Here is a 17,745-nt window from a genome sequence, read left to right on the forward strand (position 1 = left end):
CCAGTAATCCAACCTAACCACAGCGCACAACAGCCTAACCCCGAGCCGGGGTTTACGGCTTTAAAATCTGCTTTTATGGGTCAACTCAAACAGGCAATGGGTAAAATCTACCCGAATCGCTCTATTGTAGGTTGTACATTACTTACGCACACACAATGTCTCTCCCATCCGTTTCGCGTCGTCAGGCATTAGCTACATTTGGAGCGAGTGCCGGAGCCACCCTCCTACCCGCCCTCAGCACGCCCGCCGAGGCCGCCAAACCAGCCGCTTCGTTTACCCCCTGCCTGAATATGAGCACCATTATGGGCCATAAACTGGGGTTTGCCAAAGAACTTGAAGTAGCCTCGAAAGCCGGGTTTCGGTCGGTAGAAATCTGGATGAACTCGTTGCAGGCCTTTCTGGATCAGGGTGGCACCTTGGCCGAAGCCCGCCAACGGCTCAACGACCTCGGCCTGAAAGCCGAAAATGCCATCGGGTTTGCTACCTGGATCGTCGACGACAACGCCCAACGGGCCAAAGCCCTCGATCAGCTCAAGCGCGAGATGGATCAGTTGGCTGCCGTGGGGTGTACCCGCACAGCCGCCCCCCCGATGGGCGCTACCACGCAGCCCGGCCTCGACCTGAAAAAAGCCGCCGAACGATTCCGCACGATTCTCGAACTCGGCGACCAAACAGGCGTGCACCCGCAGCTTGAGCTCTGGGGCTTTTCGAAAAACCTCAACCGTCTGAGCGACGTGCTATACGTAGCCGCCGAAGCGGGCCACCCCTCGGCACGGGTTCTGCTCGATGTGTACCACCTGTACAAAGGCGGCTCGGCCATTGAAAGTCTGGCGCTGGTAGGTAAACCGGCCGTTGAGATTTTCCATATCAACGACTACCCCAACATTGCCCGCGAGACCATCGTTGATGCCGACCGGGTGTACCCCGGCGACGGCATTGCGCCCATCAAACCGATTTTGTCGGCTATCCGCAACCCCGACCGGCCCATTGTGCTTTCGTTCGAGGTGTTCAACAAAGGCTACTACGCGCAAGACCCTCTCGTGGTGGCTAAAACTGCCCTCCAGAAAATGAACGCCATTCTGAAGAGCCTTTGAGCCACCCGGAAACCGTTGCGTTTTGTATTATTACGTCAAAGAAACCAGTATGTCTATTCCTACAACGCAAGCTCCTCCCCGTTCTAACACGGCCTCGTTATTTAGCCTGCCCGTTATTGTAGCCGCCCTTGGCTACTTTGTCGACATTTACGACCTGCTGCTGTTTGGCATTGTGCGGGTACCCAGTTTGAAAGAAATGGGTCTCAACGCCGAGCAGATCTCGACCGTAGGCACCACCATTCTGAACTGGCAAATGGGTGGCCTGCTACTGGGTGGAATCCTCTGGGGAGTTCTGGGCGACAAGCGCGGCCGACTGTCGGTTCTGTTTGGGAGCATCATCACCTATTCGCTGGCCAACATTGCGTGTGGCTTTGTCGATCAGGTCACGTTCATGGACCCGATCACCTACTACGCCCTCATGCGGTTTGTGGCGGGTATTGGTCTGGCGGGTGAACTGGGCGCAGGTATCACCCTTGTGAGCGAGGTACTGCCCAAAGAATTACGGGCCATTGGTACCTCGCTGGTGGCGGGCGTCGGGCTGTTTGGGGCGGTGGTGGCCTATTTCACCGTGCAGTGGTTTAGCTGGCAAATGGCCTTTTTTGTGGGGGGCGGCATGGGTATTGGCCTGCTGCTGCTGCGCGTAGGGGTTGTAGAATCGGGGATGTTTAAAAACGTAACCGAGCAGGAAGATGTGAAACGGGGCGATTTTCTCTCCTTTTTCACTAACACCGACCGCCTGACCCGCTACCTCAAGTGTATCGGCATTGGCCTGCCCACCTGGTTTGTCATCGGGATTCTGGCTACGCTATCCAACGAGTTTGGGATAGCACTCGGCCTCGACGAAGAAATCAAGCCGGGCCTGGCCATTATGTGGTGCTATGTGGGTCTGGCTACGGGCGACCTCATCAGTGGAGTGCTGAGCCAGTATCTGGAATCACGTAAAAAAGCCGTGGCCTTGCTTATGGGCTTTACGCTGCTCATTACGGGCATTTACCTGTATGGAGGGGTTAAATCGGGCACCACGTTCTACACCCTTTGCGGGCTCATGGGCTTCGGTATTGGGTACTGGGCCATGTTTGTTACTATCGGGGCCGAGCAGTTTGGCACCAACCTCCGGGCTACGGCAGCCACTACGGTACCCAACATGGTGCGCGGGCTCGTGATTCCGATGACCACCTCGTACCAACTTCTCAAACCGAGCGTCGATGTGATTCAGGCCGGGGCCATTGTAGGTCTGGTGGCCTTCGCCATCGGATTCTACTCCATCCTGACCGTCCCCGAAACCCACGGTAAAGACCTGGACTATTTAGAATAAAGGGAAAAAGGAGAAGGGAGAAAGGAAAAGCTGATGCCCAACCCTTTTCTCCCTTCTCCTTTCCTCCCCTTTTTCCCTTACAACTCCAGCTTCTGCCCGTCTTTCAACAGCACAGCGCGGAGTTTTTCGTACGGAAGCCGCTGGGGCGAAACCTTGTTGTCGATAGCCAGAACGGCGGCTGTTGCGGCCGATTGGCCCAGAATCATGAATACGGGCTCCATTCGAATGGAGCCGTAGGCGATGTGCGAAGCCGACACACAAACAGGCACCAGCAGATTGTTACACTCGTTTTCTTTCGGCAGAATAGAGCCATACGCAATCGAGTATGGCTTATCAGGATGCACGCCAATGTCGCCCTCATTCTGCACAAAGCCGTCGGGGCGGCCTTCCGCGGCTTTTACGTATCGTTGCGCGTTGTGCGAATCGAGCGCGTACGAGCCCATACCCACGGGGTTAGGCACGCTCGTTTTGCCGAGGGCGTCGGCCTCTTTCATTACAAACACGCCAATCATCCGGCGGGCTTCGCGAATATAAAGCTGATGCGGCCAACCGCCGTTATCGGTAAACTCATCTTTGGGTAAGCCCCACTGCTGCATTTTTTCGTGCACATCGGCCGGTACGCGCGGGTCATTTTGCAGAAAATACATCAGCCCTTTCTGGTACAATTCGTGGTCTTTGATAATCTCCCGACGGCGTTCGTAGCTGGCTTCGGGGTAATCGTAGTTTTTGCCGATGTAGTCGGTGCTGAACGGGCCGTGATTGTTTGTATCGGTTTTCCGGTTCGGAATGGGGTCGTATTTCTGGAACGTCTCAGTCCACCCATTGGCATACACCCGCGCCAAGAGTTCGTACCGGTTGGGGTCGTAGCCAGCGGGTTTGGCAAACGGAATACGGTTGTCGGGGTGGTTGCTCAGACACATTCGGAAGCAATACGCCTGAATCTTGTTATCGCCCGACCCTTTGGGGGCAATCGGTTCGGCCGATACCTCGGGCAACAAGCCACTTTTGGGGTCGCCCGGCACCACGTAGGGACTTACATTCGTTTTGAAATGATGCCCGTGGTGGAATACCCCCGGCTGTACCCCGTTGAACTGCTCGCCGTACACGCTGTTGGCTTCGCGGCCCACGTGGTATTTTACGCCAGCGGCCGCCATCAGGTCGCCCTCATACGTGGCGTCAATAAACATTTTGCCTTCGTACACGGTGCCGCCCAGCGTTCGGAACGACTGAATGGCCGTGCCTTTTTTCTGAACCCCTTTCGGGCCCCGGTCGAGCCATTCGTCGCGGTAAACCGTGATGTTGTTTTCGCGCACAAAGTCTTCAAACACGTTCTCAGCCGCGTGGGGCTCAAAAATCCACATGGTGCGGGCGGCCCCGTCGATAGCGGGTGTTCCCTGCCCTTTGTTACCGTATTCGCTGCGTTTCTGCCATTTCCAGGCTTCGTCGGTCTGATAATGGTTGTACAGACGCCCGTAAAACTGGCGCGACAGTCCACCAATCACCGATTTGTCACCCGTATCGGTAAAGCCCAGGCCACCCGACGACAAGCCGCCCAGGTGTTTATCGGGCGAAACAACAATGACCGATTTGCCCATTTTTCGGACCTGCACAGCCGCCGTGATTGCGGCCGACGTGCCTCCGTACACAATGACATCGGCACGCCGGACAGCGGCCGGTTTGGCCCCGGTTAGCAAGGCCATCCCTACAAGTAAAAAGGCGAAGGTGGCGGATAGAACTCGAATGCTCATGAAGGTTCTGGTTTACTGTGAATCGCGGATTGCTCCATTCGTTTTTTACTAAAAGCAAACAGGGCTCCAGGTTTAGGGTATTGGGCGGCCGGTTCTTCATTTATAGTTTCGTCAGGCAACGAATCAACCGGTAACCAAGTAAGTGAATGAACGATGTAGAATGGAGAATGTACAATGAATAATGTAAAATGAATGATGAACGATGTAGAATGAACAATTGGCTTATTCGCTAACAATCAGCCGATCCACTATACATTATTCATTATTCATTCCACATTATTCATTACACAGTTCATTCGGCTTACGTACGAACCATAAACCACTCAATACCCTTCGTTCTGCGTTAGCTGGGGATTGGCGTCGCGCTCGGTCTGCGGAATCGGGAACAGGTAATGCCGCTCCTCCACTTTGATCGTTGGGTTTTGCGCCCGCATGGCTGAAATAAGCCGTTTGGTGCGGGCCAAATCGTACCAGCGGTGCCCCTCAAACGCCAGCTCCAGCCGACGTTCCAACAGCAGGCTATCACGGAACTGAGCCTGACTCAGATTGGGCGTCAGGTTCGGGATGCCCGCCCGGTTGCGTACGCGATTGATGGCAGCATAAGCCTCGGCATCGTTCGGGGCCTGTTCGTTGCGCGATTCGGCATACATCAACAGCAAATCAGCATAGCGCAGAATCGGGAAGTTGTTGCCGCCTTCGCCATTGGCCGTGGCCGTAGGGTCGAGGTACTTGGCCACGTATCCCGGAAACAGGACACTCGCGGGGGCTGCGGGCGTGCTGGTGGCTGAGTACAGCCGGATGGTCACGTTGCGCCGACGGTCGTCGGAGCGGTAGGCTCGGTACAGGTTTTCGGTGGCGGGGTCGTCGCCGAAACCAGCTACGCCATTCACCCGGTCGAAGTTGGGCCGCATGTAACCCTGCATCCAGCTCCCTTCGCCAAACCCACCGCCAATAGCCTGAATCTCAAACATCGACTCTTTGCCGTTTTCATTGGCAATCGAGAACACGTCGGCAAAGTTGGCCCACAAGTCGTAGCCCGCGCCCAGGTCCATCACCTCTTTGGCCTTAGCCGACGCTTTGGCCCACTCCTGCCGGGTCAGATACACCTTAGCCAGAAACGCCTTGGCGGCTCCTTTGGTAGCCCGGCCCCGGTCGCCGGCGGTGTAGCTCACAGGCAGAACCGCTTCGGCATCGGTAAAGTCCTGAACGATTTGTTTGTAGACTTCCTCGGCCGGTGCCCGCGCCACATTCAGGTTGTTGAGCGAGGTGGTTTCCTGCAACTGCAAGGGTACGCCCCCAAACAGCCGCACGAGCGTGAAGTAGTAAAACGCCCGCATAAACTTAGCCTCGGCTACGTACCGGTTTTTCAGGTCGTCGGGCATTGGGATAGTGGGTACCCGGCTAATCACGGTGTTCGCCCGGTTGATACCCCGGTACGTGGTTGACCAGATGGACTGGAACGTGGACGTGGCGGGTGTAAAGGTGTACTTGTCCAGGTCGTTTTTGGCCTGATTGGCGGTTGAGCGACCGCCCCCCCACTCGGCATCGTCGGTGGCCTGGTCCTGCAAAATCCACATGACCTGATTGTACATATCGGCCGAATTGAGCGGGTCATACACGGCACTGACGGCCGCGCGGGCATCGTCGGCATTTTTGTAAAAATTCTCCGGGGTAAAGCTCGACTCCGGGGTTTGCTCAAGTACCTCGCAGCCCATCAGGCTACTCAGCACAAACAGAATGGCTATACTCTTTTTCATGTCGATCAGCGAAGACAGAAGGATGAATGTCGTTGGTTAAAAGCCCACGTTCAGGCCGAACAGGATGGTTTTGGCGGCTGGGTAACTCCCGTAATCGAAGCCCTGACTACGGCTATCCTGCCCGAATCGGTTTACCTCCGGGTCGTAACCAGAGTAGCGTGTCCAGGTAGCATAATTCTGGGCAGACACGTAGGCGCGCAGCCCCTGAATCCGAAGTTTAGTCAGCACCGCCGACGGGAAGTTGTAGGCCAGTTGCACGTTTTTGAGCCGCAGGTAGGAGCCATCTTCAATCTGCCGGGTCGAAATCCGGTTGGCCGGGCGCGTAGTCGACGCCCGCGGAATATCGGTGTTCGTGTTGGTGGGCGTCCAGCGGTTCAGCATATCCCGGTTCTGGTTGTTGGTTCCGTTGAGGTATTCCAGCTCGAAGCGGTTGGCGTTCAGGATCTGATTGCCGTACACGCCCTGCATAAACACCGTCAGCTCGAAGCCTTTGTAGCTGAACGTGTTATTGAGGCCACCCAGCAGTTTGGGTTGCGCCCGGCCAATGATGGTTCGGTCGAGGTCATCAATGCGCTTGTCGCCGTTCAGGTCAGCGTATTTCCGGTCACCGGGTCGGCGGGCCTGCGGATCGGCCAGGGCAGCCAGTTCGTCGGTGCTCTGGTAAAGGCCATCTGTGATATAGCCGAAAAACGACCCCAGCGGCTCACCCACCCGAATAATGCCCGAATTGACGTTCTGGGCAATGTTTGCCACCTGACCGGCAAAAAGTTGCGGAGCCCCGCCAATATCGAGTACCCGGTTACGGTTGGCCGCCAGGTTCAGGTCGGTATTCCATTTGAACGCCTTGTCGATATTGCGCGACGACAGACTGAACTCAACGCCCCGGTTTTCGACCCGGCCGAGGTTTTTGATGGCGCTCGTGTAGCCCGACGTACTCGGTATGGTCACGTTCAGGAGCAGATTTTTGGTTCGTTTCAGGTACACATCGGCCGTAAACGTAATCCGGTTATTGAGCAGCCCCACGTCGATACCAAGGTCGGCCTGTGTGGTCGATTCCCACGACAAATCGGGGTTGGCAATCTGCGACGGCCCGATCCCCGTAGCCACTACGCCCCCCAGCACATAGTTCTGCGTGCTCAGAAGTGAGTACGCCGGAAAGTTGCCGATACCATCCTGATTACCGGTTGTACCATACGTGGCCCGCAGTTTCAGGTCGGTGAGCACGGGTACATTTTTGAGGAAGTTTTCTTCCGACACCCGCCACGCTACAGCCGCTGAGGGAAAGTAACCGTACCGCTTGTTGGCCCCGAAGCGCGACGAGCCATCGGCCCGGAACGAGGCCGTAAGCAGGTATTTGTCGCGGTAGCCGTAGTTGATACGCGCCAGGTACGATTGCAGCCCCCAGGCCCCAATACCCGACGAAGGCACGAGCGGCACCGAGCCCGAACCGAGGTTGCCTGAGTTGAGGTTGTCATTGACAAAGTTGCGCGCAGCCGCCGAGCTGTTTTCGGTGCGGTTGGCCTGTTGGGTGTAGCCTACCAGCGCATTTACGTTGTGTACCGACCGAAACGTACGGGTGTACGTGAGCAGGTTTTCGTTCAGCCAGGTCACCGACTGCCCGTTGAAAATAGAAGCAGCTCCCCCCTGCGCCAGACCGCTCGATACGCTTCGGGGCAGGTACGAGTCCTGTTTTTGCAGAATGGCATCTACGCCCAGCAATACGCGCAGATTCAACCCCTCAATAATCTGGTAATCACCAAATACGTTGCCAAACGTGCGGTACGCCGTGTTGCGGTTTTTACTTTCGCGGGCCAGGGCGGCCGGGTTGTCGGCCGTGAAGGTCAGGGCCGGATTAGTCACCAGATACGACCCGTCGGGGTTGAAAACCGGCAGAATAGGCGGGAATTGCAGGGCCGCAATAGTAACCAGACCGGCACTGCCAAGGTCGCCATCTGTCCGCGACTGATTGGTTACGGTCCGGTTGACGGTGAGGCTGTTGCCCACTTTGATTTTGTCGGTCAGTTTCCGGTCGAGGTTCAGGCGGAGCGAGTACCGGTCGAAGTCGGAGTTGGTCACGATACCATCCTGCTTGAAATACCCGCCCGACAGCACGTACTGGGTTTTCTCGTCGCCCCCGCTCATCGACAGCTGGTAGTTCTGGATGGGTGCCGACCGGAAGATTTCGCGTTGCCAGTCGGTGCCCTGCCCAAACGCATCAACCTGAGCCGGGGTGTACACCGGGGCGCGGCCTTCGTTGGTGTTGGCATCGTTGACAAACTGAGCGTACTCGCGGGCGTTGAGCACGGGGTAAAATTTACGTACCTCCTGTACGCCGTAATAACTCTCAAAATTGACCACTGAGCGGCCCGCCTTACCCCGTTTGGTGGTAATAATAACCACGCCATTGGCCCCCCGCGAGCCGTAAATAGCCGTCGATGAGGCATCTTTGAGCACCGTCATGGTTTCAATATCGCTCGGGTTGAGGGTACTGAGCACGTTGAAGCTGGAACCACTGCCGGCCCCGTCGTTTTTAAACGGCACCCCGTCAATCACGTACAAAGGCTCATTATCGCCCTGAATCGAGTTACCACCCCGAATCCGAATGGTGGTGGTACCACCCGGCGAACCTGAGTTTTGGGTGATCTGCACCCCGGCGGCCCGGCCCTGCAGGGCCTGATCGAGCGAGGTAACCGCTACCTTTTTGATTTCCTCCACGGGCACGGTCACTACGGCCCCGGTCAGGTCGCTTTTTCGCACCTGCCCGTAGCCCACTACCACCACCTCGTTGAGCGATTTTTCGTCGGCTTTCAGGCTTACGTTGACCACCGACCGGCCTCCGGTAGCCACCTCCTGCGACCCATACCCCACAAACGAAAACACCAGCACCGCCGAGCGGTCGGGTACATTCAGGCGGTATTTGCCTTCGGCGTTGGTGGTGGTGCCGCGTGTAGTGCCTTTCAACACCACGCTTACGCCCGGTAGCCCTTGCCCGCTCTCGTCCGATACGGTACCCGTGATGGTTTCTTCAAGGGCTTCAGCGGGAGCCAGCTCCGATGTTTTCCGTGGTCCCGCTTCGTCGTTTCCCGAGGGAGCGGTTCGGGTTAGGGCCACCTGATTACCCGTTACCACGTAGCTCACGCGCATGGGCCGGAGCAGGCGTTCGAGCACGGTGCCCAGCCGTTCGTCGCTGGCAACGAGGGTCACGCGCTGATCGGTGCGTACCACCTCGCGGCTGTACACAAACTTGATGCGTGCCGTTTGTTCAATCGAGTTCAGCACCTGGCGCACGGTGCTGTTTTCCTGATGAATTGAGATGCGCTGTTCGAGCAGTTCCTGGGCCCGGGCGGCCAGCACCGAATTCATCAGCAAGGCTGTGAGCAGCAAGTGCAGAAACGAAACCTTCATACAAAAACGCAGGGTTTCCGGGGATAAAAATAGACGCATTGGGTTGGTGAAAAGAAGTGAAGACATTTACAAACAGCCCCGACCGCTGATAACAATCTGCGTATCGACAATCTGGTACGTAGCCCCAATAGAGGCACAGATAAGCCCGAGCTGATCGTGCAGGGACACGCCCGCCAGCGAGGCCGTAAGCGTACAGGGGCGCAACAGGGCGGCATCGTACTGAATGGTGACGCCGTAATTTTTCTGGAGCCGCTCAAACACCACCGACACGGGCGTATCCTGAAAGTCGAAGGTTTCAGGGGGTACATCGGGTCGAATCAGGCTTGGCTTCGGAACAAGTTCTTTCTGGTAGCTAATCCGTTCGGGGTCGTACACCACCTGCTGATTAGCCGTCAGAATCACACCGGGCAGCTGCCGACTCTGCTGTCGGCGCGCACTCGTGAGGTCGCGCTGATCGTAAACCGATACTTTGCCGCTCAGCACACTCACCGTAACCCGGGCCCCGTTGGTCGGCGCGTGTACCCGAAACCGGGTGCCCAGCACGCGCGTCACCAGCGACCCGTTGCGCACCAGAAACGGCCGAGCGGGGTCGTACACAACGGCAAACGTAGCGTCGCCGGTGAGCCACACCTCGCGGTGCGTTTGGCTAAACGCTTTCTGGTACCGGGCCTGACTGTTGGGTTGCAGCACCACCCGGCTTCCATCGGGCAGGGTAAGCGATACAGGCTGCGAGGTGCCGTTGGTTTGGCTTACCCAACCCGCCTGCCCTTTACCGAGCGATGTAGTAGCAATAGGATCGTTTTCCAGAATATGTAAGGCCCGCTGCCACTGCCACCCACTCCAGATACCCAGCCCTACCAGCAGTACCGAAGCGACCAACAGAACCGGATACCGCAGCACCCGCCGGTACAGCGGGTGCCCCAGCCCGGTAGCCTCGGCCCGGTCGGTCAGACGCATAATCTGGCCCACCTCGCGCTGCACCTGTGCATCAGACAGGGGGCGCGGCCGCCGGTACAGGGTTTCGGCAATGTCTTTGGCAAGCAGCAACTCCGACCGGCGGTGTGGGTGCTGCTCCATAAACGAGAGCCAGAACTGCCGGGCCTCGGGCTCATCGGATTTGATCCAGGCCAAAAACAGGTCGTCTGTCAGGAAATCATGGACCGAATAGGTTTCGTAGGGCTTCATGATTGGCGCGAAAAGAGGGCGTTTATACACAGTCCGATCAGAGGTAGCAACGAGGGCCACTCCTCGCGCAGGCGGGTAAGGCCCCGGTGCAGCAGGTTGGCTACCGACTGTTTGTTGACGTTGAGAACATCGGCGATCTGATCGTTGGTGAGCTCGCCGTAAAATTTAAGGTGAATGGCTTCGCGTTGCCGGGCCGACAACCGGCTCAGCAGGGCGTTCAGCCGGGAGGTTTGGTACGAAGCCAGTTCGGTCTGAATCAGTTGCTGCTCGGCCGTGGGGTGATCGTCGTCCAGCTCCAGAAACGGCAGCTCATCGTCGGTCAACTGGGCTCCGCCCCGCTTCAACTCCCGGAATATTTTCCGCCGAAGCGACTTGTACAGGTACGGCCGTATGTATTCAGTATCGACCACCTTACGCCGGTACACCCACAGGTCGACGAACAGATCCTGAAGGCAGTCTTTGAGCAGGTCAGTATCCTGCGTAAAGCGGTACCCGTAGAAGTAGAGGTCCCGGTAAAAAAAGCCGGTAAGCTGTTCGAAAGCCTCACGGCTCCCGGCCCGAAACTGCTGCCAGAGCCAGACTTCGGTTGCATGCAAAGCATACTGATTCTGGGAATTTCGGGCTTCCGGCGGAATCATACACAGCGTAGTTAAACAGGGAAAAAATAGGGGGCGGAGAGCGCGACCCCGACCATCTGACTGCCAATAGAGCGAATAGTGCAAACTATACTCAGGCCAGTACAATTTTTATCCAGAAATCTTTTTTCTGAACCTATTGCCTTGTTTTTCGGGCCGACCACCTTGTTATCGACCCCAAAACCTATCTTTGACCACTCTTCCTATTCTCGTATGCGCTTCCTTTTCGTTTTGTTTTTAAGCGTACTGGTGGGGGCCTGCACCCGGTCGGGGGCGCCCACGGCAGAAGCCAACCGGCTTCGGGTACTCTGCTACAATATCCACCACGCCAACCCACCCAGCCGGGCGGGAGTTATCGACATAGCGGCCATTGCGGCCGTTATCAACGCTCAAAAACCCGACGTGGTGATGGTGCAGGAGGTGGATGTACGTACCGGCCGGTCGGGCAAAGCCCTCGATCAGGCGGCCGAGCTGGGCCGTCAAACGGGACTGAACGCGTACTTTTTCAAAGGAATTGACTACGATGGTGGTGAGTACGGCATTGCCATTCTGTCGAAATACCCACTGACCAACCAGCGCCGGATTCCGCTCCCGCTCGACTCGGCTACCCGGGGTGAGCCACGGGTACTGGGGCTGGCCACCGTGACCTTGCCCGGCAAACGTACCGTGACGCTGGCCAACACCCACCTCGACGCCCAACGCGCCCCTACCAACCGGCAGTTGCAGGCGGCCCGCATTGTCGAGGTACTACGGCAGGAAAAACACCCGGTCATTCTGGCGGGCGATTTCAACGATTCGCCCGATAGCCAAACCCTGCAACTACTTAAGCGGGTGGTAGAGCCAAGCTGCCAGTCGTGCCCGCCCACCATTCCGGTTGAGAACCCAAATCGGGCTATCGACTTCGTGACGTTTACGCCCAAAGACCGGTTTCGGGTAATCGAGCACCGGGTCATTCCCGAACGCGTAGCCTCCGATCACCTGCCGGTGCTGGTCGAGCTGGCGTATTAGCCGCCCCAACGCCCGGCAGCAACCCGGCCCTTGCGTGAAGTTCGCCGGGATCTTCGTATCATTAATCCCTAAATATCCGGCGCATTGGCGTCGGCTTACCCCCTTATGCTCACCGCTACTCGTCCTAAACCCTCGCTACGTCCGTTATTGGCCCTGCCGGTCATCGTATCGGCCCTCGGCTTTTTTGTCGATGTGTACGACATGCTCATCTTCAACATTGTGCGTGTGCCCAGTCTCGAATCTATGGGCCTCACCAAAGAGCAGATCAAGCTCGACGGCACGTTTATTCTGAACTGCCAGCAGGCCGGGCTGTTGCTCGGCGGCATTTTGTGGGGGGTACTCGGCGACCGGCGCGGGCGTATGTCGGTGCTGTTTGGCAGTATTCTGACCTACTCGCTCGCCAACGTAGCCTGCGGGTTTGTGCAAACCGTAGACCAGTATGCCCTGCTGCGGTTCATTGCGGGCGTTGGGCTTTCGGGCGAAATTGGGGCCGCTATGGTGCTCGTAAGCGAAATTCTGCCCAAAGAAATCCGGTCGTATGGCTCGTCGCTGGTGGCGGGTATAGGCTATTTGGGGGCGGGCGTCGCCTACATGACTCAGGCCCTTTTCGACTGGCGCACGGCCTTTTTTGTGGGTGGAGGCATGGGCTTACTGCTGCTGTTACTGCGCGTGAGTGTGCTGGAATCAGGGCTGTATGTGACTATGAAAACGGAGAACCAACACGTAAGCCGGGGTAATTTTCTCCACCTGTTTCGCAGTTGGGCCAGTACCCGCAAATACCTCCGCTGTGTAGCCATTGGTTTGCCAACCTGGTTCATTGTGGGGATTCTGGCCACGTTTGCCAACGAATTTGGCGAAGCCTTAGGCATTGCCGAGCCCGTAAAACCGGGTCAGTGCGTGATGATGATTTACCTCGGTCTGGCTGCGGGCGACCTACTTTCGGGGCCGTTTAGCCACTGGTTACAGTCGCGCCGAAAAGCGGTGATTTATCTGCTCATTAGCAGTATGTTTTTGAGCGGAGTGTACCTGTTTACGGGCATTCAGTCGGCCCAAACGCTGTACGGCATCTGTCTGTTGCTTGGGTTCTGCACGGGCTACATTGCCATGTACCTCACCATGGTGGCCGAACAGTACGGCACCAACCTGCGGGCTACGGCCACCACCTCGGCCCCAAGTATTGTGCGGGGCTTACTGATTCCAATGTCGATTCTGTATCAGGGTGTCCAACGCGAGTTTTCGGTGAGCGCGCTGGTATCAGCCGGTTTGGTAGGGGCGCTGGTGTACGCCCTGGCGTTCTGGTCACTGGCCTATACCGAAGAGACCTTCGCCAAAGACCTCGATTTTGTGGAGGAGTAGGGTGTAGAGATGTCATCTCTGGGAGAACAGGCCGCCTGGGCGAATTTTAGAGATGACATCTCTGCAAAGGTCCTCTGTTTTGGGAAGTCAATTTGCAGAGATGTCATCTCTGGGGTTGGGTGCTCCGCTTGGGTAAGCTTTAGAGATGACATCTCTGGAAAGAGCCTCTGCTTTGGGAAATCAATTGCCAGAGATGTCATCTCTGGGAGAGTAAGCCGCCCGGCGGACATCTCTGAAAAACTCAAATCTGCGAATACGCCACCGGCTCCAGAAACACCCGAATAATGTTCGAGACGGTGTTGGCGTACTGGGGATCTTGCGAAACACGCTTCCAGTCGGCGTTAGCGCTAAACTGCTTCCAGTTAGCGTCGCGCTCGGCCATATCTTTGAACACCAGCATGTACGTAAGCGCAGGCATATGCTCGCCCGCTACGATTTCGCCAAAAAACACCGGGTTCAGCTTAACATTGTAAAAAATGGGCAACTCATCCACGTTGAACATCTTCACCTTCCGCCGAACGGCATCTTCCGAATAGCCCTCGTAAGTACGGAGTTCGAAAATACGGTCGCTTTTGCCGGGTACAATCATCTGCGGCAAGGCATCGAACGCACTCAGAATCGAACTGGAGTACCGCACCACCGGAAACTTGTCGGGTGCCATAGTCTGGTACTCGTTGCTGGCCTGCTGGTAGGCCGTGTCGGCCGCGAGTTTAGCCCCCGACGCCCCGAAGGCTTCGGCCGACGCGTGCGGAATCAGTACGTACACTTTGGGCGGCTCGGTTTTACCCATCTCCCGAAACACCCCTACCGTTTTGACGCCCTGCCGGTTCAGGGCCGGTATCAGGGCCTCACGGAGGTACTTATCAAAAACAGATACGGCCCCGCCACCCCGCAGTTGGTAGGTCCGAAATTCGTACATTTCTTTCTGGGCCGCCGGTTTGGCGGCCTGAGCCTCCGACAGGGCCGGCACTGCCAGCAGCGACGAGGCCACAAATTGTCTGCGTTTCATTAATTTCAATTCGGTTATATGCCTAAAGGGAGGCTTAATCCCTCTTTTTACTCAGCTCAGTTGGGTATTTTGAATCCATCTACCGGCTTTCGTCTTTCGGCGGCTTTGCCCGGTGGCAGGCCCCGGTTCTCAGCTCTTTACTGACACAACGGTTAAGATTGAGAATCGCGAGCCTGTGGCCCAATTTCACAAATTATTCACAACGGGTATTGCACAAAAAGCCGTAAGATTGACTTTCCAATTCCGACCCTATGCATTCCTCTACGCTCAATGCTCCCGCTACCTCGCTCCGGCCGCTATTTACCCTACCCGTTTGGGTGGCAGCCCTGGGCTATTTTGTCGACGTATACGACCTGCTGCTGTTCAATATTGTGCGGGTACCCAGCCTGAAAGACCTCGGCCTCGATGAGCGGGGCGTGTCGCTCATGGGGGGCAGTATCTACAATTATCAACAGGCGGGCTTGCTCATCGGGGGCATTTTGTGGGGCATTCTGGGCGACAAACGCGGCCGGTTGTCGGTACTGTTCGGTAGTATTCTGACGTACTCACTCGCCAATATTGCCTGCGGCTTTGTCGAAGACCCAGGCACCTACGCCTGGTTGCGGTTTGTGGCCGGACTGGGCCTGGCCGGTGAGCTGGGCGCGGGCATCACGCTCGTGAGCGAGATTCTGCCCAAAGAGCTGCGGGGCTACGGCTCGTCGATTGTGGCAAGTGTGGGACTCATGGGGGCCGTAGTCGCTTTTCTGACCGTGCAGTTGTTCGACTGGCGCACCACCTATTTCATCGGGGGCGGGCTGGGTTTAGGCTTGCTACTACTGCGGGTGAGCGTGCTCGAATCGGGCATGTACAAACGAATGGTGGAGGGCGCCACCCGCCGACGGGGCAGCTTCAGCGCGTTTTTTACCGACCGTAATCGGTTTACCCGTTACATGCTGTGCATGGGCATTTCCTTACCAACCTACTTTGTGATTGGGCTGCTGGCTACGTTTGGCAATGAGTTTGGTAAAGCACTGGGTATTACCGACGAAATTGCCCCCGGCCGGTGTGTCATGTACACCTACATCGGTATGGTTGTTGGTGATTTATTCAGCGGGTTTCTAAGTCAATGGCTCCGGTCGCGCAAGAAAGCCGTGGGTCTTATGATGGCCCTAACCCTGCTGTTCTGCCTCGTTTACCTCTACGGTGGCCTTCAGACCGCACAGACCTTCTACCTGGTTTGCCTGGGCATGGGCTTCGGTATTGGCTACATCGCCATGTTTCTGACCATCACGGCCGAGAGTTTCGGCACCAACCTACGGGCGACGGCCACCACCTCGGTTGCCAACAATGTGCGGGCCACTACCCTCTTGAGCATTCCGGCGTTTCAGATGCTTAAACCGCAAATCGGGGTAATCGGAGCCGGGGCCGTAGTGGGTGCCGTGGGTTTTATACTGGCTTTCTGGGCGTTGTCGGCGCTGGAAGAAACCTTCGGCAAAAACCTCGACTATACTGAATAGCCAATGGCTGGATGGTTGAATGGATAATGAAAAATGCATAATGGATAATGAGGTTTTTTGTTGATTCTCAACGCATTCATTATTCATCTACACTGTACATTATTCATTTTTCATTATCCATTCTACAATACACATTATCCATTTCAGTCTAACTCAGGATGCACCAGCATGAGCCACGAGATATTCGACACCTGCACCTTTACCAACGAAGACTTCAGCGGCCGCGCACTCGGCCCGGCAGAGTACATTGAATGCACATTTCGGGGCTGTCAGTTCGTCGAGACGGACCTCCGGCAGGTCGAGTTTGTCGATTGTACGTTTGTGGGCTGTACCTGGTCAGCGGTGAAGCTGAAAGAAGCGGCCCTGAAACCGGTTCGGTTTGAGCAATGCGCCCTTATGGGTGTGCATTTCAGCGAAGCGGGCGACTTTCTGTTTGAGGTGGCCTTTGTGAAATGCACCCTCGACTACTCCATTTTCTGGGGCAAAAAATTAAAGAAAACCGTTTTTACGGGCTGCTCGCTCAAGAACGTCGACTTTGAAGGAACAGACCTGAGCCTTGCTGTTTTTGACGATTGCGACCTGACCAACGCCCATTTTGAACGAACCAACCTCACCAAGGCCGACCTACGCACAGCCCGGCATTACACCATCGACCCGGAAAATAACACCCTGACCAAAGCGCAATTTAACCTGGTGGGCGTACCGGGACTGTTGCGAAAATACGGGATCGTAATTCAGGCCTGAGCGCCTGAGCTAGTCCACTGTATAAAAATAGGGGTAGATACTATATAAATTAGCCTATTTATTCAGAACAAGTTCATATTTTGGAGCGTTTAAGTCTCCCCATGCCCTATGTCGACCGCCAACTTCGTAGATGATGCTCTTTTGTGGCACCGCTTTCAGCGCGGAGACACCACGGCGTTGGGCCAGTTGATGTCGGCGCATTACTCCGCCCTGCTTCACTACGGGAGCCGGTTTACGCGCAACACCGATAACATTCGCGATTGTATTCAGGACACCTTCGTTGAGCTCTGGAACCGGCGCGATACCCTCCGGTCGCTCACGGGCGGGCAGGTGAAGCCCTACCTCATGACCGTGCTGCGTCGGCTTCTGCACCAGACCTACCTGCACGAAAGTCGATTTACGCTCCTGCTTTCTACCGACGAAGCCGCAACCGAGTCTTTTTCGCCCGAAGACCGGCTCATCGAACAGGAAACGGGCCAACTGAGCAACGCCCGCATCCGGCAATTGCTCGACGAATTGCCCCGGCGCTCACGCGAGGCTATCTACCTCCGGTTTTTCGATAATCTGGACCGGGCCGCCATTGCGCAAATCATGGGCATTTCGGAACAGTCAGTATCGAATCTGTTTCAGGAAGCGTTCCGGTTCATCCGGCGGCAGGCTACCTCCGATCAATTCTGGCTATTCTGGCTGCTGCTTCTATGTTATTGAGTGAATGGGCGAATGAGTGATTGAGTGAATGGATCGGGTGGAGCGTTCTTGAAAAACTACGTCCAATAATTTACGTTGTGAGATTCTATGCCAGCAACCTCCGTTGTGGGGTCTGCGACCACTGGCAGGGAATACGCAAACCAAACCCTGCCAGTGGTCGTAGACCCTGGCAGTGGTTAACGGTGACTATGGTTGAAAACCCTACACCGGAGGTCATCAAAACCAATTCTTCCTCCTCTCAAAAAAATTTCTTCAAAAAGGCAGTATCTGCATAGGCGTTTCCCC

The 17,745-nt window shown here is 56.2% G+C and carries 13 protein-coding genes; 7 read left to right on the forward strand and 6 right to left on the reverse strand.

All coding sequences use genetic code 11. From position 1 onward, the window contains the following. The first annotated feature begins 155 nt into the window (after window positions 1-155). Complete coding sequence (locus tag F5984_RS06025) at window positions 156-1,094, forward strand: sugar phosphate isomerase/epimerase family protein (protein ID WP_185155434.1); 939 nt, start codon at window positions 156-158, stop codon at window positions 1,092-1,094. 49 nt (window positions 1,095-1,143) lie between these two features. Beyond that, complete coding sequence (locus F5984_RS06030; RefSeq protein WP_152123373.1) at window positions 1,144-2,409, forward strand: MFS transporter; 1,266 nt, start codon at window positions 1,144-1,146, stop codon at window positions 2,407-2,409. A gap of 77 nt (window positions 2,410-2,486) precedes the next feature. Here the strand turns inward: F5984_RS06030 and F5984_RS06035 are convergent, their stop codons facing one another. From F5984_RS06035 to F5984_RS06055, 5 genes are all read right to left on the reverse strand, one after another. After that, a complete protein-coding gene (locus F5984_RS06035; RefSeq protein WP_246168876.1) occupies window positions 2,487-4,109 on the reverse strand; it encodes an FAD-dependent oxidoreductase in 1,623 nt (540 codons plus the stop codon). 371 nt (window positions 4,110-4,480) lie between these two features. Beyond that, window positions 4,481-5,914 (reverse strand): RagB/SusD family nutrient uptake outer membrane protein, encoded by a 1,434-nt coding sequence (locus F5984_RS06040; RefSeq protein ID WP_152123375.1) that lies wholly within the window; start codon window positions 5,912-5,914, stop codon window positions 4,481-4,483. A 36-nt stretch (window positions 5,915-5,950) separates the two neighbouring features. Beyond that, entirely contained in the window at window positions 5,951-9,319 is a 3,369-nt protein-coding gene (locus F5984_RS06045; RefSeq protein ID WP_152123376.1) for a TonB-dependent receptor, read from the reverse strand. A 66-nt stretch (window positions 9,320-9,385) separates the two neighbouring features. After that, window positions 9,386-10,504 carry a FecR family protein gene (locus F5984_RS06050; protein WP_152123377.1) on the reverse strand — a complete coding sequence of 373 codons (1,119 nt, stop codon included), beginning with the start codon at window positions 10,502-10,504 and terminating at the stop codon, window positions 9,386-9,388. Next, entirely contained in the window at window positions 10,501-11,142 is a 642-nt protein-coding gene (locus F5984_RS06055; protein ID WP_152123378.1) for an RNA polymerase sigma factor, read from the reverse strand. Before F5984_RS06055 ends, F5984_RS06050 begins: the two co-directional genes overlap by 4 nt. Before the next feature lie 210 nt (window positions 11,143-11,352). Here F5984_RS06055 and F5984_RS06060 point away from each other — a divergent pair, with 210 nt between their 5' ends. Then, window positions 11,353-12,147, forward strand: a complete 795-nt coding sequence (locus tag F5984_RS06060; protein WP_152123379.1) for an endonuclease/exonuclease/phosphatase family protein — start codon at window positions 11,353-11,355, stop codon at window positions 12,145-12,147. A gap of 105 nt (window positions 12,148-12,252) precedes the next feature. Next, entirely contained in the window at window positions 12,253-13,503 is a 1,251-nt protein-coding gene (locus tag F5984_RS06065) for an MFS transporter (protein WP_152123380.1), read from the forward strand. A gap of 241 nt (window positions 13,504-13,744) precedes the next feature. On the opposite strand, the gene F5984_RS06070 is transcribed toward F5984_RS06065, so the two are convergent. Further along, on the reverse strand, window positions 13,745-14,512 hold the full coding sequence (locus tag F5984_RS06070; protein ID WP_152123381.1) for an NIPSNAP family protein: 768 nt from the start codon (window positions 14,510-14,512) through the stop codon (window positions 13,745-13,747). Between the two features lie 251 nt (window positions 14,513-14,763). Here F5984_RS06070 and F5984_RS06075 point away from each other — a divergent pair, with 251 nt between their 5' ends. The 3 genes from F5984_RS06075 to F5984_RS06085 all read left to right on the forward strand — a co-directional run bounded on the left by F5984_RS06075 (window position 14,764) and on the right by F5984_RS06085 (window position 17,460). Beyond that, complete coding sequence (locus F5984_RS06075) at window positions 14,764-16,008, forward strand: MFS transporter (RefSeq protein ID WP_152123382.1); 1,245 nt, start codon at window positions 14,764-14,766, stop codon at window positions 16,006-16,008. A gap of 168 nt (window positions 16,009-16,176) precedes the next feature. Further along, window positions 16,177-16,752, forward strand: coding sequence for a pentapeptide repeat-containing protein (locus tag F5984_RS06080; RefSeq protein ID WP_152123383.1), 576 nt, complete (start codon window positions 16,177-16,179; stop codon window positions 16,750-16,752). A gap of 108 nt (window positions 16,753-16,860) precedes the next feature. Then, window positions 16,861-17,460: an RNA polymerase sigma factor gene (locus tag F5984_RS06085; RefSeq protein ID WP_152123384.1), complete on the forward strand. Its 600-nt coding sequence runs from the start codon at window positions 16,861-16,863 to the stop codon at window positions 17,458-17,460. Window positions 17,461-17,745 lie beyond the last annotated feature (285 nt).

The sequence above is a fragment of the Rudanella paleaurantiibacter genome, from assembly GCF_009184635.1.
GTDB classification, from domain to species: Bacteria; Bacteroidota; Bacteroidia; order Cytophagales; family Spirosomataceae; genus Rudanella; species Rudanella paleaurantiibacter.

Bases quoted from the DNA above. Each gene is read 5' to 3' on its own strand.
- F5984_RS06065 (WP_152123380.1), top strand. From the start codon at position 12,253: ATGCTCACCGCTACTCGTCCTAAACCCTCGCTACGTCCGTTATTGGCC.
- F5984_RS06060 (WP_152123379.1), top strand. From the start codon at position 11,353: ATGCGCTTCCTTTTCGTTTTGTTTTTAAGCGTACTGGTGGGGGCCTGC.
- F5984_RS06025 (WP_185155434.1), top strand. From the start codon at position 156: ATGTCTCTCCCATCCGTTTCGCGTCGTCAGGCATTAGCTACATTTGGA.
- F5984_RS06035 (WP_246168876.1), bottom strand. From the start codon at position 4,109: ATGGCCTTGCTAACCGGGGCCAAACCGGCCGCTGTCCGGCGTGCCGAT.
- F5984_RS06045 (WP_152123376.1), bottom strand. From the start codon at position 9,319: ATGAAGGTTTCGTTTCTGCACTTGCTGCTCACAGCCTTGCTGATGAAT.
- F5984_RS06040 (WP_152123375.1), bottom strand. From the start codon at position 5,914: ATGAAAAAGAGTATAGCCATTCTGTTTGTGCTGAGTAGCCTGATGGGC.
- F5984_RS06055 (WP_152123378.1), bottom strand. From the start codon at position 11,142: ATGATTCCGCCGGAAGCCCGAAATTCCCAGAATCAGTATGCTTTGCAT.
- F5984_RS06050 (WP_152123377.1), bottom strand. From the start codon at position 10,504: ATGAAGCCCTACGAAACCTATTCGGTCCATGATTTCCTGACAGACGAC.
- F5984_RS06085 (WP_152123384.1), top strand. From the start codon at position 16,861: ATGTCGACCGCCAACTTCGTAGATGATGCTCTTTTGTGGCACCGCTTT.
- F5984_RS06030 (WP_152123373.1), top strand. From the start codon at position 1,144: ATGTCTATTCCTACAACGCAAGCTCCTCCCCGTTCTAACACGGCCTCG.
- F5984_RS06070 (WP_152123381.1), bottom strand. From the start codon at position 14,512: ATGAAACGCAGACAATTTGTGGCCTCGTCGCTGCTGGCAGTGCCGGCC.
- F5984_RS06075 (WP_152123382.1), top strand. From the start codon at position 14,764: ATGCATTCCTCTACGCTCAATGCTCCCGCTACCTCGCTCCGGCCGCTA.
- F5984_RS06080 (WP_152123383.1), top strand. From the start codon at position 16,177: ATGAGCCACGAGATATTCGACACCTGCACCTTTACCAACGAAGACTTC.